The sequence below is a fragment of the Shewanella psychrophila genome, assembly GCF_002005305.1.
Classification (GTDB): domain Bacteria; phylum Pseudomonadota; class Gammaproteobacteria; order Enterobacterales; family Shewanellaceae; genus Shewanella; species Shewanella psychrophila.
This window is the reverse complement of record NZ_CP014782.1, coordinates 2,340,566-2,363,244: the sequence shown is the minus strand read 5'-3', so window position 1 is coordinate 2,363,244 and position 22,679 is coordinate 2,340,566. Positions and strand designations below refer to the sequence as shown.

Below are 22,679 nucleotides of genomic sequence, written 5' to 3'. Positions count from 1 at the left end.
ATCTCTTATTAATCCAACTTGGATAGTAACTGCCTTACCTTTTCTCGTGTGTTATCTATCTTGGTGATTATTTGCTTTACACTCGTTTCGTCATCGTCTATCGAATCCCAATCTTGCTGCCATTCTTGTTTTAGTTGTTGAGTCGCTTGTTGTAATTCAGACTCAGTGATCATGCTCAGGTCTGCAATGAGGTTCACTTTGATCCAACCTTTTCTCGGATTTCCCTCGACACTATCTTGGTCATAATGAGCCGCGTAGATGATCCCTTCCAGCTCAGATAGCTGAAGTAAAATCTCAAAGCTGGCCGAGCGCATGTTGGAGTTATATTCGGTTACCTCCATTCGCCAGACGTTGTAGCTAAATCCTATTAGTGCAAATACCATGCTAAAGATGGCGGTTATTTGGAAAATGTGTTCTTTACTCTTCGCAAATTTCGGCTGCATATTGTTTATTTCATTGCCTAGCTTATAGACAAAGATAGTGTAAAGCGGATAAAAATTTCATTTTACCTTCTAAACATATAATTTTTACTGAATGTTAATAGCTAAGTATTCGGTCTATAACTATGAATTAACGGGTTGAGTTCATAGCTTGGGTAGTCAGCAGTCGTTTTTTTATGTGATTGCTTAGGGGATTACACCGATTGATATACTTAAGGAAAGGATGTATTCAAATGAAATTTGGCATCAAGGCTTTCAGTTTAATGGCTGTTGTTTTTACTCTTTTGGGTTTAATCGCCTTTGCTTTTATTAGCCCAGGGTCAAACTCATTAGCGTTTAGTGAGGATGTGAAACTGGCCCCTGATTTCGCATTAGCTGATCCACAGGGCAAGCTTCATCAGTGGTCAGAATATAAAGGCAAGCCGACGATCATTCACTTTTGGGCAACCTGGTGCCCCTATTGTAAGAAACTGCAGCCAGGACTGGAGAAGTTGCGTGTTGATCACAGTGATACCGACTTACAGATTTTAGGCATCAGTTTTAATGAAGATGTAGGCGCTGATCCTGCTCAGACTTTAACGGAGCGTGGTATTAATTTCCCGACCTTAGTGCAAGGGGAGAGCGCCGCTAAAGCCTATGGCGTTCCCGGCACCCCTACGACGGTATTTATCAATCGTCACGGGGAGATTGTGTGGGTGACAAATGTTTCAGATCCTAACAATCAGAAGTTAAAAGGTGCTACTGAGTTTATTCTTAGCCACTAAGTGATAAATGCAGCCTTTAGCTAGGCGCGAGTGCTTGATTAAAAACAATCATCAGTTACAGCACTTGTATAGTATTCAAATTTAGGTTGCGGAGATCTATACTCGACGTGACATTTGAAAGTCCCTTGTTGTATATTCGCTAGCTTGTCTTCAAATTTTTTGGGAATGATAGCAAATGAGGAGGATGAGCCTATTCCAAAAACGAAATCATCGTCGGATAAGCCCATTACACTCTTATAATTATCTTCTACAACTGTGTCAGAAGATGATGTGCCAGTTGCTTTAGGATAGCCGTTCGATACATATAGACGTGTACCTGATACATCTATGTAGAAATAACCTATCTTGCTATCCCAATTGGGGTTGTTGTTACATGTAGTATCGCAATCTTTTCTATCGGCAATGCCATCAAATTGGGTTTTTGAGTGGGCAAGTTTATTCATCGAAGCAATAGTGCCCGCGATACCTTCAAGGCTTGCTGTTTGAACATCACTGCTTAATGACAGGAACTTAGGTGCTGCAATTACCGCAAGAATACCGAGTATTATGATGACAACCACTAATTCAATTAAGGTAAAGCCTGTTTGATGTTTGTCTAAAGACACTTTATATACATCACTAACAAATTATGCGCGGAATATACTTAGATTAAACTTTACGGTCAAGAATGTATCGCGCAAATTTATACATAAAATTCAATTATTTTAATGTGTTAATTAGTCTCTGCTATCTTGTGTGGTAATTGCTTTTTAAGTATTACTATCGCCTTGCGTGTTGCTGAGTAGTGTTTTCATTGTTAGGGAAGGGTTTCAATACAAGCGGCGTATTCAGGTCGTGTATCAGTGATACTGCCTAAGGCTCCCGATACCATGTACACGTCAGCATGAGAGCCCCCGCCAACATCTGAAATACTCCAATAATAGTCCGCATTGGTACCCCAACCTAAAGCCAGAGAGACATGTGTTGAAGGTAATGCAGGATACAAACTCACAATATGATCGTAATACTGCCTAAGCCCGAATGCATCAGAGGTATCATTGATACCATCGACAGTGAGACTATATCCTCTCTCTAGACAGTGTGTATTTGAGTTCGGCCAGGTAAATAGTCCCCAGAAAACACTAGTACCATTTTCGGCTCTTTGGCTGTCGAATAATGGCACTGTAGGTTGTGCGTTATTTAAAATACTCGTCTCTACCGTTGTAAGCGGCCTATGCAAACGTTTGGTGATTAAACCTATGGTGAGATCGGCATAGGGAATGGGAGCTACGCCTCTTTGGGTAACATTAAATCCAGCATCTATGGCGATAGGGAGTCCACCGGTTACCTCGGTACTATCATATGTAGAGGCTAATGAGCAAAGCTCTCCTTCTTCAGCCGTTGTTACGCACACTTCAATATCATGACTGACTAATGTAAATGCAGATTCTGTAGGTGTTCCTCTTGATATAGTGAAACTTGAATTACTTGTTGAACGGGTACTATTGTTGGATGGATTGCTAGAGCGCCAAATGACGCCAAGGTCAGTATAACCTTTAATCTCTAATGTTAATGTGTCATCCAGTTGCAAGTTACCCGATAACAAAATTGCTGCTATATCTGCTGTTATGCAGGATTGTGATCCTATTTTTGGGGTTCCTGTTACGGCAACAGGTGTGACGCAAAACGCTAGATTTTTTCCGCCACTGTTTGCTGATGGTGTGTATGAGATGTTTTGGCTGACTTCTATATTATCCAATTTCCAGCTAAAGAGACTAACGCCTTCAGTATCGCCATCAGAATCGATAAAGTCATAGCTAAGGGTCAAAAAGGTACTGGGTTTAGCAAAAGTGTCCCAAGTGAGATTCGTTACACTTGGTGCGCTCCCGGGCAGAGGGTCAGCATTAGCAACAAGGGTACACGCCTGAGTGCCTGAGGCATTTTGGCCATATGCTGCAATTGGGGTAACGCAAAACTCTATATTCTTGTCTTCATCGGTGGCGAGGAGTGTGAGAGTGATGCTCGTTGCTACCTCACTAGCATCGAGTTTCCAGCTGATTAAGGAAGTACCTTCTGGGCGACTGTTAGCATCATTGAACTGGTAGCTTCCAGTCAGTAAGGTGTTCGTCATCGGTGTGGGACTGATCAACAAGCTGGTTGCTGTCGGTGGGGGATAGCTACCTATAATCGTTAGCGACTGGCACACCTGAGACCCTTGTTTTGGTGAGCCTGTTAGTGCAATAGGGGTGACACAAAGCTCCAGGTTTTTACCTTCACTGTCTACGGGCAAGGTCAGACTTAAATCCGTGCCACTATCGACATTATCGATGCGCCATAGAGTCAGGCTACTGGCTTCAATATCAGCATCTGCGTCACTATAGAGGTAGCTGGCATTGACGCCTTGCCCGGGTTGCAGTGGCGATGAGATAGCTAAGCTGCTTGCTACAGGAGCACTGCCTGCTTTAGGTGCAACATTTGTCACTAGTGTACATGATTGAGTACCTGTAGCATTTTGGCCATATGCTGCAATTGGAGTAACACAAAACTCCAAACTTTTATCTTCATCGGTGGCGGCGAGTGTGAGAGTGGTGTTCGTTGCTACCTCACTTCCATCGAGTCTCCAGCTGGATAAACTGCTCCCTTCCGTTCGGCTGTTAGCATCACTGAATAGGTAACTGCCAGTCAGTAAGTTGCCTGTTACCGGTGTGGGACTGATCAACAAGCTGGTTGCCGTTGGTGCGGTATAGCTGCCTGCTACTGTTTTAGTGTCACAAACCTCTACACCTGTTTTCGGCTCACCCGTTAATGCTATTGGTGTGACACAAAAGCTGAGTTGAGAATTTTCAGAGTTTGCAGGGAGTGTATAGCTATTACCTTGAGCTACTTCTAAAGTATTTAATGCCCAGATTAACTTGCTGTTACCTTCTAAATCTTCATCGACGTCAAGATATTGATAGTCTCCTTGAACTGTCTTACCCGGTTGCAACGCCGAGTCTATCTGTACATTTTCTGCCGTAGGGGCACTGCCAGAAGCGGGTAAGATGAGCGCTGCAATTGAGCAGGTTAACGTACCAGTATGGTTATTTCCATAGGCAGCTATAGGGGTCACACAAAAATGCAGCCACTGGCCTTCATTTTGTTTTCTTGGTGTAAATTGGAGGGCTGAATTTTGCAGTTTATTATCAAGATACCAATTTATTTTGCTAACACCTTCCGGGCGTCCAGCGGCATCATTAAACTGGTAATCTAGGAATAAAATGGTATCGACCTCAGCTTGCGGTGATATCGATAGTTGTGCGGCTGTAGGTGGTGAGAAGGTTTGATAGCTTGGAAAACCATTGTCGTCACCACTACAAGCTGTTAACAGTAGGGCTGTGATCATCAGGCTTATAAAGCGAAAGTTTACAGCTAGCATCTGTAAATCTGAATCTAGATCCCACTTGTTACTTTGACTAAATATGGCCACTTTATCTTCCTCAAATGAGAACATAATGAGCAATGTCATGCATTGCAAAGTGATTCATCACATCTATCATTCGGCTACTTGTATAAGACATAAAAAGTGAGTTTGTATTAAAAGTCTGATGTGCCATTTGTTTGGCTATGTTGCATAAAGATTAATTTTAGTCGATTTTTTAAAGGAAAAAAAAGGTCAGTGATTTATCACTGACCTTTAATACTTGTGTGCCAGCTTAGGGGCAGGCACGGCCAATAGCTAAAGACTCATCTCAGGTACATGATCAGGAACGATTAACTTACCCGCTGTCTTCTCAACTATCTCTTCGACAGAGACGCCTGGAGCGCGTTCTAGCAAATGAAAGGCACCGTCTTTAATCTCCATAAAGGCTAAGTCTGTCAGCACTCGCTTGATGCAACCAAAGCCTGTTAGTGGCAGTTCACACTTAGGTAGCAGTTTAGAGTTACCGCGCTTATCCGCGTGCATCATGGTGACGATAATATTATCAGCACCAGCGACCAAGTCCATAGCGCCGCCCATGCCCTTGATGAGCTTGCCTGGGATCATCCAGGAGGCGATAGAGCCTTGTTCATCGACCTCAAAAGCGCCCAATACGGTTAGGTCAACATGACCGCCGCGGATCATGGCAAAACTTTCGCTCGATGAGAAGAATGATGCGCCATCGACGGCGGTGACAGTTTGCTTACCTGCATTGATAAGGTCGGCATCTATAGTCTCTTCAGTAGGGAACTCACCCATGCCGAGCAGGCCGTTTTCTGATTGCAGCATTACATCTATTCCCTGTGGAATATAGTTCGCCACTAGAGTTGGAATGCCTATGCCTAGATTTACGTAATAACCATCTTTTAGCTCTTGGGCTACACGTTGTGCCAGTTGTTCTCTTGATAATGCCATACTGTTTCCCTCCAGCTTATGCTTTTGTTGAAGATAGTTTCACGGTGCGTTGCTCGATGCGCTTCTCGAATGTACCTTGAATAACACGATTAACGTAAATCCCAGGGGTGTGAATATGATCCGGATCCAGCTCACCAGGTTCAACGATATGCTCGGCTTCTACCACAGTAATTTTACCTGCCGTTGCCATCATAGGGTTGAAGTTAGCGGCTGTTTTACGAAAGACTAAGTTACCCATAGTATCGGCTTTCCATGCGCGCACTAAGGCAAAGTCTGCGGTGAGTGAAGGCTCTAAAACGTAATGACGACCGTCGATTTCACGCGTCTCTTTACCTTCGGCTACAGGGGTGCCGTATCCCGTAGCGGTGAAGAAGGCTGGAATACCAGCACCGCCGGCGCGTATTTTCTCGGCGAGTGTTCCTTGGGGGGTCAATATCACATTGAGCTCACCAGACAACATCTGCTGCTCGAAGGTCGCATTTTCGCCGACATAGGAGGCGATCATAGTATCGATTTGACGGCTTTTTAGTAGCAAGCCTAAGCCAAAGTCATCGACTCCGGCGTTATTAGAGATGGCCGTCAATCTAGTAACGCCGGTCTTGACCATTTGAGCTATCAGGCCTTCCGGAATGCCACATAAACCAAAACCACCCACCATCACAGTCATATCATTAGAGAGGCCTTTTAATGCTTCTTCATAACTGTGTACTACTTTATTCAGTCCTGCCATTATTCTTATCTCCTTTGTAGAAGGTACGAGCTTTAATTTGTAGGTTCTAGCGAAGCGCTTAGCTTTTATCTGCTGAAGGCTCTTAACTGATCAACGCTTGGGCAACTTTAGAGCCTGTCTGTCTGCCAAGAGCCTGACTTATGCTATTGCCGGCCTTTGCCAGTAAATCAATATCTATACCTGTTTCTATACCGAGTCCATGTAACATGTAGACCAGATCTTCGCTGGCTAAGTTACCCGATGCACCTTTGGCATAGGGACATCCACCGAGTCCTGCCACCGATGAGTCGACGACACTGACGCCGGTTTCAAGGCAGGCCAGAATATTCGCCAGTGCTTGGCCGTAGGTATCATGAAAGTGCAGTGCGAGTTGAGCAACTGGCACGACTTGGCTGACGGCTTGCACCATTTTACGGGCATTATTTGGTGTGCCAACGCCTATGGTGTCACCGAGTGAGATCTCATAGCAGCCCATCTTGTAAAGGATTTCAGACACTCGGGCCACTTCGCTCACGGCAATCTCACCTTCATAGGGGCAACCCAAGACACAGGACACATAGCCTCGAACCCGAATGTTCTCGGCCTTAGCCCGCTCCATCAGTGGCACAAAGCGAGCGATAGACTCTTGGATCGAACAGTTTATATTACGCTGAGAGAAGCTCTCAGACGCCGCGCCAAAGATCGCAACTTCATCGGCTTTAGCGTCAAGTGCGAGTTCCAGACCTTTTAGGTTTGGGGTCAGGGCGCTATAGATAACATCTGCTTCACGCTTCATATTACGCAAGACTTCACCTGAATCGGCCATCTGTGGCACCCACTTAGGTGACACAAAACTTGCCGCTTCGATGCGCTTAATTCCTGCTTTGGCTAAGTCTTGTATCAAGACTATCTTGTCCTGAGTACTGACGGGCTTTTCGTTTTGCAGGCCGTCACGGGCACCGACTTCGAATATGCTGACTTGTTTAGGGAACATTATTAGGCTCTCCGCTCAACAGTTGCGTTTATTACATGAGTCATCTTCATGCTTTCACTCTTCCTTCAGCTTTATTTTTAGTCCTAGCAGGCTCGACTTCTACCAATATGGTGCCGTCAGTGACTAGCTCGCCTGGTTCGAAGAAAAAGGCTGATACTACGCCGTCAAAGGGAGATTCTATGGCGTTTATTACATGAGTCATCTTCATGCTTTCTCTTTTCCAGTCCTAGCAAGCTCGACTTCTACCAATATGGTGCCGTCAGTGACTAGCTCGCCTGGTTCGAAGAAGAAGGCTGATACTACGCCGTCAAAGGGAGATTCTATAGTGTATTCCATCTTCATCGCCTCCATGACCATCAGGCCTTGGCCAGCTGTTACTGTATCCCCCTTATTAACCAGATGAGTCACTATAGTGCCGTTCATCGGTGCTTTTAGCTTATCTTCGAGACACTCTTGCTCTTCAACTAGCTCAGTTTGAATGGCGCGGTAATGATAGCTGGTGGTATTGATAAATAGGGTGAAATCTTCTTCAACCTGGCTGACTGGCACTTTCACTTTATGGCCGGATGCCTTGATAGCAGCCTTGTTATTGTCATCTTTTACGGCAATTTCAGCGTGAAGCATTTCATCGATGAACTCGCCCTTTAATACATAAGTTTTGTCATCGATTTGAACCTGATAGACAGACTGATCAGCAATAATCACTTCACTGACTTCTAGATGCTGAACTTCATGGTTATCATCCAACAGTGAAATCTGGTGAGTGCTGGTGCTATTGAGCCTAAATCCGCTTACCGTGCCCCAAGGAGAGTAAGGATCATGACTGTTTACCGCGCATTCTTTAGCGGCGACTTTTCGGGCGCAGAGCTGGTAGAGTGCTGCCAGCGCTAAGGAATTTTGTTCATCGTTTGACGCCGACTCTTGTGACAGAAGGGGGCTACGACCAATAAGTTCATCGCCGTAACGCTCGATAAAGTCGGTGCTGAAATTGGCATCCCTGAAGGCTTTATGTTCGGTGATGTTAGCCAGAAACTCGATATTGTGTTTCAAGCCGCTGATCTGGTATGACTCCAGAGAATGGACCATACGTTGCAATGCTCTAGGGCGAGACTCGTCCCACACGATAAGCTTAGAGATCATAGGATCATAGAAGTTACTGATCACATCATTTTCACGAATGCCCGAGTCGATGCGTACAAACTTGCTCTGCTCAGGTTCACGGAGGAAGTTCAGCTTACCACTGGCGGGAAGAAAGTCATTTTGTGGATCTTCTGCGTAGATACGCACTTCGAATGAGTGACCATGAATACGTACCTCATCTTGTTTCAAGGGTAAGTGGCTGCCGCTGGCTACCATTAACTGCCATTTAACCAGATCTTGGCCTGTGACCATTTCGGTGACCGGATGCTCAACCTGCAAACGAGTATTCATCTCCATGAAATAGAAACTGTTATCGGTATCCAGTAGAAATTCTATGGTGCCTGCACCGCGATAGTCGATGGCTTTGGCCGCCGCTACTGCTGCTTCACCCATTTCGACTCTGAGTTCGTCACTCAGACCTGGGGCGGGGGCTTCTTCGACGACTTTTTGATGGCGACGCTGAATTGAACAGTCGCGATCTGACAAATAGATGCAGTTGCCATAGTTGTCGGCGAAGACCTGTACTTCTACATGACGAGGCTGACGCAAATAGCGTTCCATCAGGAGTTTGTCATTGCCAAAAGAGGAGGTGGCTTCACGTCTGGCTGAATGAATGTTTTCCAACACTTGATCACTAGTCTCGACGATACGCATGCCTTTACCACCGCCGCCAAATGCTGCCTTAATCAGTAAGGGGAAGCCCATCTTGTTGGCTTCCTTGACGAGCAATGCATCATCTTGTGCGTCACCATGATAACCTGGCACAAGCGGCACACTTGCCGCACCCATGATCTCTTTTGCGGCGCTTTTACTGCCCATGGAGTCGATGGCATCGGCAGTTGGACCGACGAATATTACGCCGGCTTGCTCACATTTTCGTGCAAATTCGGCATTTTCAGAGAGGAAACCATATCCCGGATGTATGGCCTGTGCACCAGACTTCTTGGCGATGTCTAAGATCAGATCGGCTTTAAGATAAGAATCTGCTGGCGCACTGCCGCCTAAGTAGAAGGATTCATCGGCTAATGCCACATGGCGGGCATTGACATCGGCGTCACTGTATAAGGCAACAGTGCGAACGCCCATGGACTTAGCCGTTTTGATGATACGACAGGCAATTTCACCACGGTTAGCAATTAATAGTTTTTTAATTAGAGATTGGCTAAACATTATTTGGCTCCTTGCCCACTGATATTTTTTGAATCGATTTGAGCGTTGATCTGAGCACTGTCATGGGAAAGAGTGACGGTGTCATTCCAGTTTGGCCTGCGTTTGTCGAAGAAGGCATTTAAGCCTTCCTGGCCTTCATTTGATACCCGAATTCTGGCGATACGCTCACTGGTATAATCTAGAGTCGTGTCATCGATAACGCCATCTTCGAGGCGAGACAGCAAGCTTTTAACCCATGCCATGCCTTGTGGGCTGTTAGCGAGTAAGCTTTGAATTATAGGCTCGGCAGCGGCGTCGAGGTCGTTACTAATTTCATGAATGACTTGCAAAGCCAGTGCCTTTTCGGCAGTAAACCGTTCGGCTGTCAACATGTAGCGGCGTGAGGCTCTCTGTCCCATGGCGCGAACCACATAAGGGCTGATAACCGCCGGGATAAGTCCAAGCTTTACTTCACTCAAGCAAAAGCTGGCACGCCCATTGGCGATGGCGATATCACAACAACAGATAAGTCCTAACGCGCCACCAAATGCTGCTCCCTGAATTAGCGCAAGAGTGGGTTTAGGGAATTTATCTAAGGTCGACATCAGCCTGGCAAGCTCGTTGGCATCACATAAGTTCTGCTCGAAATCCATTTTGGCCTGTTTACGCATCCAATTGAGATCTGCGCCTGCACTGAAGTTTTTACCATTGGCTTTCAGCACTAGTACCTGACATTCGCTATTGTTAGCAAAATATTCGAGGGTTTGGATCATCTCGCTGATCATCACTTCATCGAAGGCATTATGCTTGTCGGCTCGGTTGAGGATCATCTGTCCCACGCCATTACTTAGTTGGCATGAAACGTATTCAAAATTTTCTATCAATTCAGTCGTCATGGTTAAGCACTCACAGCTTAGTCAATACAGGCTTGTCGGTTAGTATGGCCAAGGCCACTACATACGGAAAACACCAAATTTGGTCTCTTTTATCGGCGCATTGAGTGCGGCAGATAGGGCTAATCCCACCACATCACGGGTTTGTGCCGGGTCGATAATGCCGTCATCCCACAATCGTGCACTGGCGTGGTAGGGGTGTCCCTCTTTGTCGTATTGCTCAACGATAGGCGCACGGAACTTTTGCTCTTCATCATCAGACCATTCGACACCCTTACGGGCTAAACCATCACGTTTCACTGTGGCTAAAACGCCGGCAGCTTGCTCGCCGCCCATTACTGAGATACGTGCGTTGGGCCACATCCACATCATGGTCGGTTCAAATGCACGGCCACACATGCCGTAGTTACCCGCACCATAACTGCCACCTATGATGACAGTGAATTTAGGCACGTTGGCACAAGACACAGCGGTGACCATCTTGGCGCCGTGTTTAGCTATGCCTTCATGCTCGTACTTCTTACCTACCATGAACCCTGTGATATTCTGCAAGAACAGCAGCGGGATCTTACGTTGACAACAGAGTTCAATAAAATGGGCGCCTTTTTGGGCTGATTCAGAAAAGAGAATGCCGTTGTTGGCCACTATGCCGACCGGATAGCCGTGTATACGGGCGAATCCACAAACTAAGGTGTTACCGTAGTTTGCCTTGAATTCATCGAAATCAGAGTCATCGACTACACGTGCGATGACTTCTTTGATATCGAATGGCTTCTTAAGATCGGTACCGACTATGCCGTAGAGTTCATTGATATCGAATTTAGGTGGTTTTACCGGACTGAGCTGGGCTGCAATCATTTTTTGATGATTCAAGCGAGTGACGGCTTTGCGTGCCAATTCCAGGGCATGGTCATCATTTTGAGCTAAATGATCGGCAACACCTGAGATCTTAGTGTGTACCTCGGCGCCACCAAGCTCTTCAGCGGTGACTTCTTCACCAGTAGCCGCTTTTACTAAAGGTGGGCCAGCGAGGAAGATGGTGCCTTGCTCTTTGACGATAATAGATTCGTCCGCCATGGCCGGCACATAGGCACCACCTGCGGTACATAGGCCCATGACCACGGCAATTTGAGGAATACCTTTGGCTGACATTTGCGCCTGGTTGTAGAAAATACGGCCAAAATGGTCCCTGTCAGGGAAGACTTCATCTTGGCGGGGCAGATAGGCGCCGCCTGAATCCACCAGATAAATACAAGGCAAGTGACAGCGACTGGCAATTTCTTGGGCTCTTAAGTGTTTCTTAACCGTGACTGGGTAGTAGGTGCCGCCCTTAACAGTGGCATCGTTAGCTATGATCATACATTCAACGCCGCTAACACGACCGATCCCAGCGATAACGCCGGCAGCCGGAACAACATCTTCATATAACTCGTAGGCGGCGAATTGGGAGAGTTCAAGAAACGGTGAGCCAGGATCGAGCAGCTTTTCGACCCTTTGTCTTGGTAATAACTTGCCGCGGGAAAGGTGGCGCTGACGGGCGACGTCGCCGCCACCTTGTTCAATCTGTTGCAGCTTGAATTTAAGATCTTGAACTATGGCTGCCATGTCTTCATGTTTTGCCTTGAATTCATCACTGCGGGAATTTATACGACTGCTAAGTTGCGTCACGGTTTCAATCCTTTTGAGCAAAACTGAGGTCAAATGACGATGCCAAATGAATGGGGCATCGTCTCTGTGTAGTGGAGCTACTTAGACTCGTTGAACAGCTCTCGTCCTATTAACATACGGCGGATCTCCGAAGTACCTGCGCCAATTTCATAGAGCTTGGCATCACGCAGTAGTCGACCCGTTGCATATTCGTTGACGTAACCGTTACCGCCCAGTAGCTGAATCGCATCCAGTGCCATCTTAGTGGCGAGTTCGGCGGAGTAGAGAATGGCACCGGCGGCATCTTTACGGGTGGTTTCACCTCGGTCACAAGACTTGGCCACATTGTAGATATATGATTTAGCTGCATTCATGCCGGTGTACATGTCGGCAAGCTTGCCCTGTACTAGCTGGAATTGACCGATTGATTTACCAAATTGCTCACGCTCATGAATATAGGGAATGACGATATCCATACAGGCGTTCATGATCCCCAGAGGACCACCGGAAAGCACCACTCGTTCGTAATCCAGACCGCTCATCAATACCTTTACGCCGTTATTAAGGCCACCCAGTATGTTTTCTGCCGGTACTTCACAATCCTGGAAAACCAGTTCACAGGTGTTAGAGCCACGCATGCCGAGTTTGTCGAGTTTCTGCGCCGTGCTAAAACCCTTAGAGTCACGATCTACGATAAAGGCTGTGATGCCGTGGGCACCTTTGTCCAGTTCTGTTTTAGCATAGATTACATAGGTTTGAGCGTCGGGACCGTTGGTGATCCACATCTTGTTGCCATTCAGGATGTATCTGTCACCTTCTTTGCGAGCGTGAAGCTTCATCGATACCACATCCGAACCCGCATTAGGCTCACTCATGGCAAGGGCACCAATGTGCTCACCTGTGACCAATTTAGGCAAGTATTTGTCTTTTTGCTCGGCATTACCGTTGCGGTTAATTTGGTTAACACACAAGTTAGAGTGAGCGCCGTAGCTCAGACCAATTGAGGCCGATGCGCGGGAAATTTCTTCCATGGCAACCACGTGGGCAAGGTAGCCCATGTCGGCGCCGCCATATTCTTCAGATACAGTGACACCCAGCAAGCCCATATCACCCAGCACCGGCCAGAGATCATTAGGGAATGCGTTGTCTGAATCTGTCTTTGCTGCGATGGGGGCAATTTCATTGGCGGCAAAGTTCTGCACTGCATCACGCAGCATGTCGACGTCTTCGCCTAGGCCGAAATTAAGAGATGAGTAGAGTTGAGTCATTGCTTGTGTCCTGTCAATTTCTTAAATCTTTAATGAGTAGATTTTTATTATTGTTTGTAACTTTCGTTCGTAAATAAGGTTTGTAGCTAGATTTTCATTGCTGTTGAGCTTTATTTCTCTTGAAGCGCCAGCGCCGTCCTACATTGCTGTTCGGCTGAATTTAGCTCCATCAAGACAACCTTGATGTCATCCATCTGCTGTTGCAGAGATGTCTTCTTATCTTCGACGAGATCTAACATGGTCTGAAGCTGTGAGCTGCTGTTCTTATCGGCATCGTAGAGTTCGAATAGGCGGCGAGTCTCGGCGAGAGAAAAGCCCAGACGTTTACCTCTGAGAATCAGTTTAAGACGCACCCTATCTTTTAGCCCATAGATGCGAGTCTGCCCACGACGCTTAGGCTTAAGTAAGCCCTGATCTTCATAGAAACGGATACTACGAGTCGTAATATCGAACTCTTTTGAGAGATCGCTAATAGAGTAAGTTGTCTGGGGGCTCTGATTTTCACTCATAAAAAACACCATAATATTTAACTTTTCCAGAACGATATATGAAGTTTACGTAAAGGTAAAGGTAATGGCCATTTTGAACATTGAATTTTTAATTGGAATTACGCGGGGGAACGTCAAGCAAATGTGCCACTCGGATAAGAGATTAGGCTTGAGGTGTGAGTTAAGAGCTAGGTTTTTTGAGTTAGGGGAGGAGTTAGGGCTGAAGTTTTAAGCTGTAAGCTTTAAGTAAAGGGCCATATTTATGGGCTACGAGTTTCGAGTTCCTAGGAGTTTTGAGTTTACACCTAGGAACTAGGTACTCGTCGATTTACAGTTTAATGGTGCTTTCCTTTTCTACTCGTGTCGTGGATACCAGTGGACGTTTAAGTAAATCAATCAGTTTGTTATCGCGTTTATAAACGTCGTGGTAAAAGGTCAGCTCACCGTTATTGGTTGCAGCGGTCCAATACATGATGAGGATCTCCATGGGGGTATCGAGATAGAGTTTCTGGGTATCACCCGCAGCAATAGTTTGAGTGAGTAGCTCATCTGCCGTTGAGCTTGTCACGGGTGATTGTTTCGGTATTGTAATCGGCTGAATATCAATCGAACTGAGATCTGTGCTGGCCAATAAAGCTGTGTTAGTTAAGGGGGCTATACCTCCCAATCTAGCCTTACTCTTTATTTTACTTGCCAATTCCAGAGCTTGCTTCCCTTGTTTAGCCAGTTTGTCATTCTGAATGTTAAGCGCTTTTTCGATACTGACTTCTCTATTTCTAGCCAAGAGCTTTTCGGCGAGAACTATGGGGTTTTTAACTCGAATACAGCCGTGGCTGAAGGCTCTGTCTGTGTGTTCGAACAGTTGTTTGGTCGGTGTATCATGGAGATAAATGGCATGTCGATTAGGAAAGATAAACTTTACCTGCCCCAGAGCATTATTTTTCCATGGTTTCTGTACGAACCAATATTTGAAAGTTTTTGGATTAACGGACTGCCAGTCTATTTTATCGATATTGAAGGCTTTTCCTGAGCTTTCTTTGAGCATGAAATGCTTCTTCTCTATATAGTCAGGATCACGCTTTATTTTACCGATTATTTCCCGGTTGATGCTGCGGGGGACTGTCCAGGTCGGGTTAACGACGAGATAACTGATGCGGGATTTAAACAGAGGGGTCTTTGAATTGATCTTGCCTATGATGATATCTGTCTGCCAATCTAGCTGACCATTTTTATACATCCAGAGATCGTAACCGGCCAAGTTGATGATGATGTATTCATCGGTGAGATCGGCTGAGAGCCATCTGGCTCGCTCCATATTGATCCTGATCTGCACGTCTTGAGAAAGGCACATTGAGGGAGTTTATCGTCCCTTTGCCTATGATGCCGTCTGCATTCAAGCTATGAGCAGTTTGATATCTTTTTATGGCTGCAACAAACTCAGGGCTAAAGTGACTGATGTCCGCCTCAGGAGAGAGGTAATTGAGTAAAATCAGTCTCTGGGCAATGCTTGGCAACATGGGAGAGCTTTCGCCGGTTTTTACTACGCTTAGGTAGCTGATGTTTGAGAAAGTCTGGTTATCGGCTAATTGACGATAGTGTTTTAGTGCCGACTTTAACTCGTCATAAGGGGTGAGTTGTGGATTGAACTGGGCCAATCGTTCGGCGATATCTTGAGCCTGTATATGGGTATTTAGCTCCTCAATAACAGTGCCTAGCTTGATGACGGCCTCATCATAATTCCAGGTCTTTCCTAAGGTATCTGGATTGACCTTGCCGTTGATCAGGTGAATACCATAGGTAATGATTGCATCTGTGAGCAAGATATCGAATTGAGCCCGCTGATATGGGTCTTGCCAATCATCGAGTTCTTGGGCCTGGTAGAGTGATACCAATTCCTGATAATGATAATCCTCTTTAAATAAGCCTTCGTCGTCGGCGTCTCCGATGGTCTCTATTACCGAGGCCGCATAATCTTTGTCATTCCACAGGCTGAGATATTGTCTTTTTTGATACAGATGCGAGGTTAAATAGGGGCTGATGATACTGAATTCGGCAATTTTCGAGGTTTCCCCCAGCAGTAATGGCTCGAGCAAGGATTCGAAAATAGCATTTTGCCGATCAACTTCAGGGGAGTGGGCTTGTTCTGCATACGTTATGGAGGACAATTCAACGGCTGCAAAGATTTTAAAGGGGCTAGCTTGTAGGAAAAGGCCAAGAATTAGCAGCAAACTAAATGGATTCAGGTTTTTCATATGGTGTTTTTCTTTCCGTGAAAACAAGCATCTAAGTGTCGATATTAAACTGGTTTTACTGTTATAAAACCCATTCATGAAGACCAAGTTAACGGTACGTTATTCCTATTAAACAGTCAAAAAATCCACTCGATAACTTGACGAATTTCACATCGGCTTAGCCCAAGGTCTAATGGGAATCGGTGCATCTGCCAGCATAATGGAATTCAACCTGGCTGTTTTATATACAAAGCGCCAACAAGAGGTGCTCATAGAAATCGGCTAAGGATTCTAGGTAAGAATAGTAAAAGACCAGTGATTTATATCGATCGGTATTAGGGGAGAGCAATGGATATGTCAGAACCTACTTTAGGTTGCAAAATGTTAGATAAACAAGCATTAGCGTCGCAAGCTAATCAAGACCTTCATCGGGTCTTACATGCCCGCTCTCTTGCTAAGCCTGAGTCTTTCTGGGCCGAAGCGGCAAGGGCTGTTCATTGGGATAAACCTTGGGATAAGGTACTCGATGAGGACTGTGCGCCGCTTTATTCTTGGTTTTCAGGAGCGCAATTGAACACCTGTTATAACGCAGTCGACCGTCATGTGGAGCAAGGCCGGGGTATGCAGGTGGCCATTCAATATGTCAGTCCGGTGACGGACACCGAATATGGCATTACCTATGATGAGCTGCTGGCCCAGGTGAGCCGACTTGCCGGCTATATGCACGCTAGTGGTGTAAAAAAGGGCGATAGGGTGATCATCTATATGCCGATGATCCCGGAGACGGTCTATGCCATGTTGGCCTGTGCTCGCCTAGGGGCGATACACTCGGTGGTCTTTGGTGGATTTGCTGCCAGTGAGTTGGCGGCTCGTATCGAGGATGCTAAACCTAAGCTCATTCTTTCTGCATCATGTGGTATAGAGCCATCAGGCGTGGTGCCCTATAAGCCTCTGCTCGACGCTGCGATTACTCAGTCTCGCCATAAGGTCGAGCAATGTATTATTTTGAACCGCGCCCAATACTCAGCCGAGCTGGTTGAGGGGAGAGATAGTGATTGGCAAATTTCAGTCGCTTCTGCTGAGGCTATAGCTTGCCAAACAGTTGCGGCTACCGATCCTCTCTATGTACTTTATACATCGGGAACAACAGGCCAGCCCAAAGGCGTGGTACGTGATAACGGTGGTCATAGCGTCGCGCTTTCATGGTCAATGAAACATATTTATGATGTCGGCCCGGGTGATACGTTTTGGGCTGCATCGGATGTGGGCTGGGTTGTTGGCCACTCCTATATTGTCTATGCTCCTTTGCTGGTTGGAGCCACCACTGTCTTGTTCGAAGGCAAGCCTATCGGCACGCCGGATCCGGGCATATTTTGGCGAACCATTGAAAAGTATAGAGTGAAAAGCTTCTTTACCGCACCCACCGCCATACGCGCCATAAAACGTGACGATCCCGATGGTGATTTCTTAAGAGATGTTGACCTGTCTTGCTTGAAAACTTTGTTTTTAGCGGGAGAGCGCTGCGATCCAGATACCTTACATTGGGCCGAAGAGAGACTTAAAAAGCCGGTGATCGATCACTGGTGGCAGACAGAAACTGGTTGGCCAGTAGCAGCTAACTTAATGGGCACTGCTCCCGTTGAGGTAAAGGCTGGATCTCCGGCGCTTGCGGTGCCTGGCTTTCAAGTCGAGGTTGTCGATGAGCTAGGGGAAATGGTGCCCACTGGTCAGTCAGGCAATGTGGTTATCAAGCTACCTTTACCGCCCGGGGCGCTCACGACACTGTGGAACAATGAAACCAGATATCTCGATAGTTATCTGTCTATGTATCCAGGGTTTTATCTTACCGGAGATGCGGGCTACATGGATGAAGAGGGTTATCTCTATATCATGAGCCGAATCGACGACATCATCAATGTCGCCGGTCATAGACTCTCTACGGGGCGCTTCGAAGAGGTATTATGTCAACATGAGGCTGTGGCGGAAGTGGCTGTTATCGGCGTCGAGGATAAATTAAAGGGTCAGCTGCCACTGGGCTTAGTTGTATTAAAAAAAGGCGTGACCTTAAGCGATGAGGACTTGCACCGTGAGTTAATTGCCTTAGTGAGAGAGCATATCGGTCCGGTGGCTTCTTTTCGTCTGGTCAGTGTGATTCAAAAATTGCCTAAAACGCGTTCCGGCAAAGTATTACGGGGGACAATGAGGAAAATAGCCGATAACCAAAGCTATAAGATACCGGCGACGATTGAAGATCCTCATACCTTAGATCTGGTTCGTAATGCACTGACACGTATGGGCTACGCCGATGCTTTGGTGTGACTATCTTAAGGGTGAAGCTACTAACTTAAGACCGATTGTTGCTATGCAAATTCGATTAAAATTGTAAGGTTTTAGATAAGGCTAAGTCAGTGTATTTAATTGATTAAATGACATGGCTTAGCCTTTTTTATCGAAATGTTTACAGCTCGTCCCAGATAAACATGAAACTAATTCGCCATTAACACGTAAAGCCTAGTAATTAAGTTACCAAAGTCTGTATAATCTCCGCCAAATACAACCTATCGTCTATGCTCCTTAGATGAGCAGTCTCTTATAAAAGAGCGACTAATATTCAGGACAGTTCTTCGGGTTGGAATGGGTCTTAGTCAATAACAAGATAGGGTAAACTATCTCTGTGACCTGCGGAAATTAATCAATGCAAAAACACACCAAATTACATGATATCGGCGTTATCGGACTGGGTGTTATGGGCAAGAACCTTGCACTTAATATTGCCGATAATCAATACAGCGTTGCTGCGTTTGATCTCGATTCGAACAAGGTGCAAGGTGTTGTGCAACAAGAGAAATCTGAACGCGCCGCCAGCAAGCAAGCCCAAGTGCCTTTACGTATTAATGGCTGTAATAATCTTTCTGAAATGTTATCTAGTCTCGAAAAACCGCGTATCTTGGTGCTTTCAGTACCAGCGGGGGCTCCTGTAGATGGTGTGTGTAATGCACTCATCGATGCAGGTATCGAGTCTGATGACATCGTTATCGATACGGGCAACAGCTTATGGACGGATACCGTCGAGCGCGAAGCACGTTACTCTAAGCAATTTGTCTTCTTCAGCTGCGCCGTTTCTGGCGGTGAGATGGGGGCACGTTTTGGCCCTTCATTGATGCCAAGCGGTGACATCAAGGCCTGGGACAGAATTAAGCCTATCTGGGAAGCGATTGCGGCTAAGGTTGATGCTGAAACAGGCTTACCCATAGAGCGTCAGGAGCCGGGTAATCCAGTTACCGAAGGTGAGCCTTGTACTACTTATATTGGTCCGGCCGGCTCTGGCCATTATGTGAAGATGGTACATAACGGCATCGAATATGCCGACATGCAGCTCATCTGTGAGGCCTATCAATTACTCAGTGATGGCTTTGCCATGACAACGACTGAGATTGCCGACCTATTTGATACCTGGAACAAAGGTAGCTTGAACAGCTACCTAATGGAAATCAGCGCCGAAGTCTTAAGACAGGCCGATCCTATTTCAGGTAAGCCGCTGGTGGAGATGATCTTAGATAAAGCAGGGCAGAAAGGCACAGGACTCTGGACTGCTGTCAGCAGTTTACAAATTGGTTGTCCGGCGCCAACGATTGCCGAAGCTGTCTATGCTCGTGCCGTCAGTACCCAAAAAGACCAGCGACAGAAATTAAGCCTACTGCTGAAAGGTCCTTTGGCCGAGCAGCCAACAGCTGATGAGCGCGATGCCTTCATTGCTCAGCTTGAAAATGCCCTTTATTGTGCCAAAATTGCCTGTTATGCCCAAGGCTTCCAGCTGATGGCCATGGCGGCGAAAGACAGAGGTTGGCATTTAGATTTTGCCGAAATAGCCAAAATCTGGCGTGCTGGTTGTATTATTCGTGCCAGATTCCTGCAATCCATTACTCAAGCTTATCAAGCCGCTGTGAGTAATGAGACAGAATTAGATAATTTGTTGATGGCTGAAGCTTTCAGTACAGCCTTGTCTGAGAAACAACTGGATTGGCGTAAGGCTGTATCGGCGGCGGTGCTAAAGGGGATTCCTGTGCCTTGTATTGGCTCGGCTCTGGCCTATTACGACAGTTATCGCTGTGAAACCTTGCCAGCTAGCCTGCTGCAGGGACAGAGAGACTTCTTCGGTGCTCATACGTTTGAGCGCACCGATAAACCAGCAGGTGAGAAGTATCATCTCAACTGGAGCGATGCCGCCAGAGACTTGATTAAGGTCTAATGCTGCTTATGCCAATCGGTATTGTATCTTCTTGCTAGTTATAGCAAAGAGTAAAAAGGCTTCCACGGGAAGCCTTTTTTGTGCGCGTGATAATACCAATCGGTACAAGTCTAGCCGTTGAGGCGAAGCCGATTAAAAGCCTGCATCAACTCGGAAGCTCATGGCTTCACGTGTCGTTGGATGATTGAGCTCTAATAACTCGGCATGGAGATGTAATCGTTCACTCTTTTTACCGTATAGATCATCCCCGACGATTGGCATGTTAAGCCCTTGGGGGTGGGCGCTGTGTACTCTGAGTTGGTGAGTGCGCCCAGTCTTAGGGTATAGATGTACTTTCGTTAGTCCATCGCGCCGAGAAATAACCTGCCATTTTGTTTCTGCCGGCTTGCCATGTTCGAAACACACCAGTTGTCTGGGGCGATCATCGAAGTCTCCCCGAAGCGGTAAGCTGATGATGCCTTCATCTTGGCTGAGCTCGCCCGTTAATAACGCTACATAGCGCTTCTTGACGGTGCGAGTAATAAATTGCTTCTGCAAGCTTTTGTTGGCCTCTTTATTGAGGGCGATCACCATTAAGCCAGAGGTGGACATATCCAGCCTATGGACGATAAGCGGGCCTGTTGCATCGGGATATAACTGTTTAATTCGTGAATACACAGAATCATCTATGTTTCTACCGGGAACAGACAGGAACTCTGCGGGCTTGTTGATCACTAACATATCTCGATCCTGATAGATTATATCGAGCTGTTTACCCTCTGCAGGATTGGTTAATAAAGGGTTTTCATCGGTAGGCAGACCGTCAAGCATATGTCCTAATATCGGTTGGCATTTCCCCTTACAAGCACCATAGAAGTTCTTATGTTGCCTTATCTCAGACTTTGGTGCGACTCCCCACCAAAATTCGGCCATGGCTACAGGTGTCAGACCATGTTTAAAGGCATAGTGTAATAGCTTAGGCGCGGCGCATTCACCCGAACCCGCTGGTGGAGTCTTATGTATGGTGTCTTTGAAGATATCACCTAGACTTCTTTGCTCTTCTTTTATGTTCAGGAAGCAATATTCATCAAACAGGCGTTGCTGCAGGGCGGCAGACATGGTTTTACGCTTTAGCTTTAAACGTAAGAGACGATCATTAACTTGCCCATGTGCAGACTTGGCACTGGCGAGTCGTTCATCCCAATAGCTGGTTAACTCTTTTAATCGATTCTTATCTTGAACGCTCTCTCTACTCATCTGAATACTGAGTTGCTTAAGGGCATCTTCATCGAGGGATTCACCCGCCAAACGCTGTGCCTTTCTTTGCTTACGATTTTCAATCATAGATGCGCGATGGGCGGCTATCTGTTGCTCAGCTAACAGAGTTTCATCGGCTAACATAGAGTGTAAACGAGCAAGCTCTGGCTTGCGTTTAAGTTCGGTGATTTCAGCGTTTATCAGGTTTATCTTATCTTGCTCGGGAATAAAAAAGCCGTCTTTGGCCAACATATCAAATACTGGAGGCACAAAGCCTGGCAGTAGATTTTTATCCGCTATCTTGCCGGAAAATGCTGATAGGTAACCAAGCTCACCTTGCTGGTTTTTTACCAGTAACACACCGAACATTTTGCCTAAGCCATCACTCCCATCGTCATTGAGGCCAGAGCCTTTAGTTTCATTTAAACTAGAGCCTTTAGCTTCATTTAAACCAAAGCCATTAGCTTCATTTAAATCAGAACCATTAGCTTCACGTAAACCAGAGTCTTCAGCTTCACGTAAACCAAAGTCATGCTGCCACACTGTTTGGGTTTCTAGGTGTTGCTGCAATTCACTGGCTGCTAACAAACACAGAGGGTGGGGCTCATAATAAAACGGAAAAGTAAAAAGCTCCGGAAGAGTAAACTCAGAGGTCGGCGCTTTAAATGAGGTAAAACAATGTTCTGGGGAATGCATCTGCTTGTCTATTGTTATGAAGATTTAGCCGTGAAGCGCAAACTTGCTTCATCATATTTTATGAGGAAGTCAGTGCGATAAAGCGGACGATAAATAAGGGTGAAAAATATGGAGGGATTTTAACCTTAAGATGGCCTGAGATCATTAAAGAAAAGCAGATTATTCTATTTAATTGCATTCGGAAGTGGAAAGCTGAGGGAGTTCAATCAGCAGTTAAAGACTTTATATATTTGTAATCATCATACTTTAAAATCCCTTACTTCATATTCCCACCAGAAAACTTGGGCCATTTATTGCCCGCTGGGCAAGATCTTGCTCAAATCTGGGCCATATCTTGCCCAGCTCAACATCCCCCATTTACCTGATTTCTGTAAATTCATCGGGTTATGCAGTTGGCATGGTGTTTGCTTTGTTGGCGGGTGGC

Annotated in this window: 18 protein-coding genes; 3 read left to right on the top strand and 15 right to left on the bottom strand. The window is 46.1% G+C overall.

What is annotated here, in order from left to right:
- Window positions 1-8 precede the first annotated feature (8 nt).
- The gene (locus sps_RS10285) at window positions 9-443 is read right to left on the bottom strand and encodes a hypothetical protein (protein ID WP_077752441.1); all 435 of its coding nucleotides are present in this window, start codon (window positions 441-443) and stop codon (window positions 9-11) included.
- A gap of 230 nt (window positions 444-673) precedes the next feature.
- On the opposite strand from sps_RS10285, the gene sps_RS10280 reads away from it, so the two are divergent.
- Window positions 674-1,204: a TlpA family protein disulfide reductase gene (locus tag sps_RS10280; RefSeq protein WP_077752440.1), complete on the top strand. Its 531-nt coding sequence runs from the start codon at window positions 674-676 to the stop codon at window positions 1,202-1,204.
- A gap of 38 nt (window positions 1,205-1,242) precedes the next feature.
- On the opposite strand, the gene sps_RS10275 is transcribed toward sps_RS10280, so the two are convergent.
- The 13 genes from sps_RS10275 to sps_RS10215 form a co-directional block, all read right to left on the bottom strand.
- On the bottom strand, window positions 1,243-1,809 hold the full coding sequence (locus tag sps_RS10275; RefSeq protein ID WP_077752439.1) for a prepilin-type N-terminal cleavage/methylation domain-containing protein: 567 nt from the start codon (window positions 1,807-1,809) through the stop codon (window positions 1,243-1,245).
- Between the two features lie 191 nt (window positions 1,810-2,000).
- Entirely contained in the window at window positions 2,001-4,649 is a 2,649-nt protein-coding gene (locus sps_RS10270) for a hypothetical protein (protein ID WP_149027259.1), read from the bottom strand.
- 249 nt (window positions 4,650-4,898) lie between these two features.
- Entirely contained in the window at window positions 4,899-5,555 is a 657-nt protein-coding gene (locus sps_RS10265) for a 3-oxoacid CoA-transferase subunit B (protein ID WP_077752437.1), read from the bottom strand.
- A gap of 16 nt (window positions 5,556-5,571) precedes the next feature.
- Window positions 5,572-6,285 (bottom strand): CoA transferase subunit A, encoded by a 714-nt coding sequence (locus sps_RS10260; protein WP_077752436.1) that lies wholly within the window; start codon window positions 6,283-6,285, stop codon window positions 5,572-5,574.
- 82 nt (window positions 6,286-6,367) lie between these two features.
- Window positions 6,368-7,258 carry a hydroxymethylglutaryl-CoA lyase gene (locus sps_RS10255; RefSeq protein WP_077752435.1) on the bottom strand — a complete coding sequence of 297 codons (891 nt, stop codon included), beginning with the start codon at window positions 7,256-7,258 and terminating at the stop codon, window positions 6,368-6,370.
- 46 nt (window positions 7,259-7,304) lie between these two features.
- Window positions 7,305-7,466: a 3-methylcrotonyl-CoA carboxylase gene (locus sps_RS10250; RefSeq protein WP_237158048.1), complete on the bottom strand. Its 162-nt coding sequence runs from the start codon at window positions 7,464-7,466 to the stop codon at window positions 7,305-7,307.
- A complete protein-coding gene (locus sps_RS10245; RefSeq protein WP_077752434.1) occupies window positions 7,463-9,568 on the bottom strand; it encodes an acetyl-CoA carboxylase biotin carboxylase subunit in 2,106 nt (701 codons plus the stop codon). The genes sps_RS10250 and sps_RS10245 overlap by 4 nt, the downstream gene beginning before the upstream one ends.
- Window positions 9,568-10,443, bottom strand: a complete 876-nt coding sequence (locus tag sps_RS10240) for an enoyl-CoA hydratase-related protein (protein ID WP_077752433.1) — start codon at window positions 10,441-10,443, stop codon at window positions 9,568-9,570. The genes sps_RS10245 and sps_RS10240 overlap by 1 nt, the downstream gene beginning before the upstream one ends.
- Window positions 10,444-10,500: 57 nt before the next feature.
- Window positions 10,501-12,108 carry a carboxyl transferase domain-containing protein gene (locus sps_RS10235; protein ID WP_077752432.1) on the bottom strand — a complete coding sequence of 536 codons (1,608 nt, stop codon included), beginning with the start codon at window positions 12,106-12,108 and terminating at the stop codon, window positions 10,501-10,503.
- Between the two features lie 77 nt (window positions 12,109-12,185).
- Window positions 12,186-13,355, bottom strand: coding sequence for an isovaleryl-CoA dehydrogenase (locus sps_RS10230; RefSeq protein ID WP_077752431.1), 1,170 nt, complete (start codon window positions 13,353-13,355; stop codon window positions 12,186-12,188).
- A 110-nt stretch (window positions 13,356-13,465) separates the two neighbouring features.
- Entirely contained in the window at window positions 13,466-13,864 is a 399-nt protein-coding gene (locus sps_RS10225) for a MerR family transcriptional regulator (protein WP_077752430.1), read from the bottom strand.
- Between the two features lie 307 nt (window positions 13,865-14,171).
- Window positions 14,172-15,158, bottom strand: a complete 987-nt coding sequence (locus sps_RS10220) for a L,D-transpeptidase family protein (protein ID WP_169915738.1) — start codon at window positions 15,156-15,158, stop codon at window positions 14,172-14,174.
- Window positions 15,118-16,095 carry a L,D-transpeptidase scaffold domain-containing protein gene (locus sps_RS10215; protein ID WP_169915736.1) on the bottom strand — a complete coding sequence of 326 codons (978 nt, stop codon included), beginning with the start codon at window positions 16,093-16,095 and terminating at the stop codon, window positions 15,118-15,120. The genes sps_RS10220 and sps_RS10215 overlap by 41 nt, the downstream gene beginning before the upstream one ends.
- Before the next feature lie 360 nt (window positions 16,096-16,455).
- Here sps_RS10215 and sps_RS10210 point away from each other — a divergent pair, with 360 nt between their 5' ends.
- Both sps_RS10210 and gndA read left to right on the top strand, forming a co-directional pair.
- Window positions 16,456-18,393, top strand: a complete 1,938-nt coding sequence (locus sps_RS10210) for a propionyl-CoA synthetase (RefSeq protein ID WP_077755634.1) — start codon at window positions 16,456-16,458, stop codon at window positions 18,391-18,393.
- A 376-nt stretch (window positions 18,394-18,769) separates the two neighbouring features.
- Window positions 18,770-20,323: an NADP-dependent phosphogluconate dehydrogenase gene (gene gndA, locus sps_RS10205; protein ID WP_077752427.1), complete on the top strand. Its 1,554-nt coding sequence runs from the start codon at window positions 18,770-18,772 to the stop codon at window positions 20,321-20,323.
- A 132-nt stretch (window positions 20,324-20,455) separates the two neighbouring features.
- Here the strand turns inward: gndA and sps_RS10200 are convergent, their stop codons facing one another.
- Window positions 20,456-22,255: an RluA family pseudouridine synthase gene (locus tag sps_RS10200; protein ID WP_077752426.1), complete on the bottom strand. Its 1,800-nt coding sequence runs from the start codon at window positions 22,253-22,255 to the stop codon at window positions 20,456-20,458.
- Window positions 22,256-22,679 lie beyond the last annotated feature (424 nt).

What these genes read in the sequence shown, in the direction of transcription:
- sps_RS10285 (WP_077752441.1), bottom strand. Translation starts at nt 443, where the DNA reads ATGCAGCCGAAATTTGCGAAGAGTAAAGAACACATTTTCCAAATAACC.
- sps_RS10280 (WP_077752440.1), top strand. Translation starts at nt 674, where the DNA reads ATGAAATTTGGCATCAAGGCTTTCAGTTTAATGGCTGTTGTTTTTACT.
- sps_RS10265 (WP_077752437.1), bottom strand. Translation starts at nt 5,555, where the DNA reads ATGGCATTATCAAGAGAACAACTGGCACAACGTGTAGCCCAAGAGCTA.
- sps_RS10260 (WP_077752436.1), bottom strand. Translation starts at nt 6,285, where the DNA reads ATGGCAGGACTGAATAAAGTAGTACACAGTTATGAAGAAGCATTAAAA.
- sps_RS10255 (WP_077752435.1), bottom strand. Translation starts at nt 7,258, where the DNA reads ATGTTCCCTAAACAAGTCAGCATATTCGAAGTCGGTGCCCGTGACGGC.
- sps_RS10250 (WP_237158048.1), bottom strand. Translation starts at nt 7,466, where the DNA reads ATGAAGATGACTCATGTAATAAACGCCATAGAATCTCCCTTTGACGGC.
- sps_RS10245 (WP_077752434.1), bottom strand. Translation starts at nt 9,568, where the DNA reads ATGTTTAGCCAATCTCTAATTAAAAAACTATTAATTGCTAACCGTGGT.
- sps_RS10240 (WP_077752433.1), bottom strand. Translation starts at nt 10,443, where the DNA reads ATGACGACTGAATTGATAGAAAATTTTGAATACGTTTCATGCCAACTA.
- sps_RS10230 (WP_077752431.1), bottom strand. Translation starts at nt 13,355, where the DNA reads ATGACTCAACTCTACTCATCTCTTAATTTCGGCCTAGGCGAAGACGTC.
- sps_RS10225 (WP_077752430.1), bottom strand. Translation starts at nt 13,864, where the DNA reads ATGAGTGAAAATCAGAGCCCCCAGACAACTTACTCTATTAGCGATCTC.
- sps_RS10220 (WP_169915738.1), bottom strand. Translation starts at nt 15,158, where the DNA reads ATGGAGCGAGCCAGATGGCTCTCAGCCGATCTCACCGATGAATACATC.
- sps_RS10215 (WP_169915736.1), bottom strand. Translation starts at nt 16,095, where the DNA reads ATGAAAAACCTGAATCCATTTAGTTTGCTGCTAATTCTTGGCCTTTTC.
- sps_RS10210 (WP_077755634.1), top strand. Translation starts at nt 16,456, where the DNA reads ATGTTAGATAAACAAGCATTAGCGTCGCAAGCTAATCAAGACCTTCAT.
- gndA (WP_077752427.1), top strand. Translation starts at nt 18,770, where the DNA reads ATGCAAAAACACACCAAATTACATGATATCGGCGTTATCGGACTGGGT.
- sps_RS10200 (WP_077752426.1), bottom strand. Translation starts at nt 22,255, where the DNA reads ATGCATTCCCCAGAACATTGTTTTACCTCATTTAAAGCGCCGACCTCT.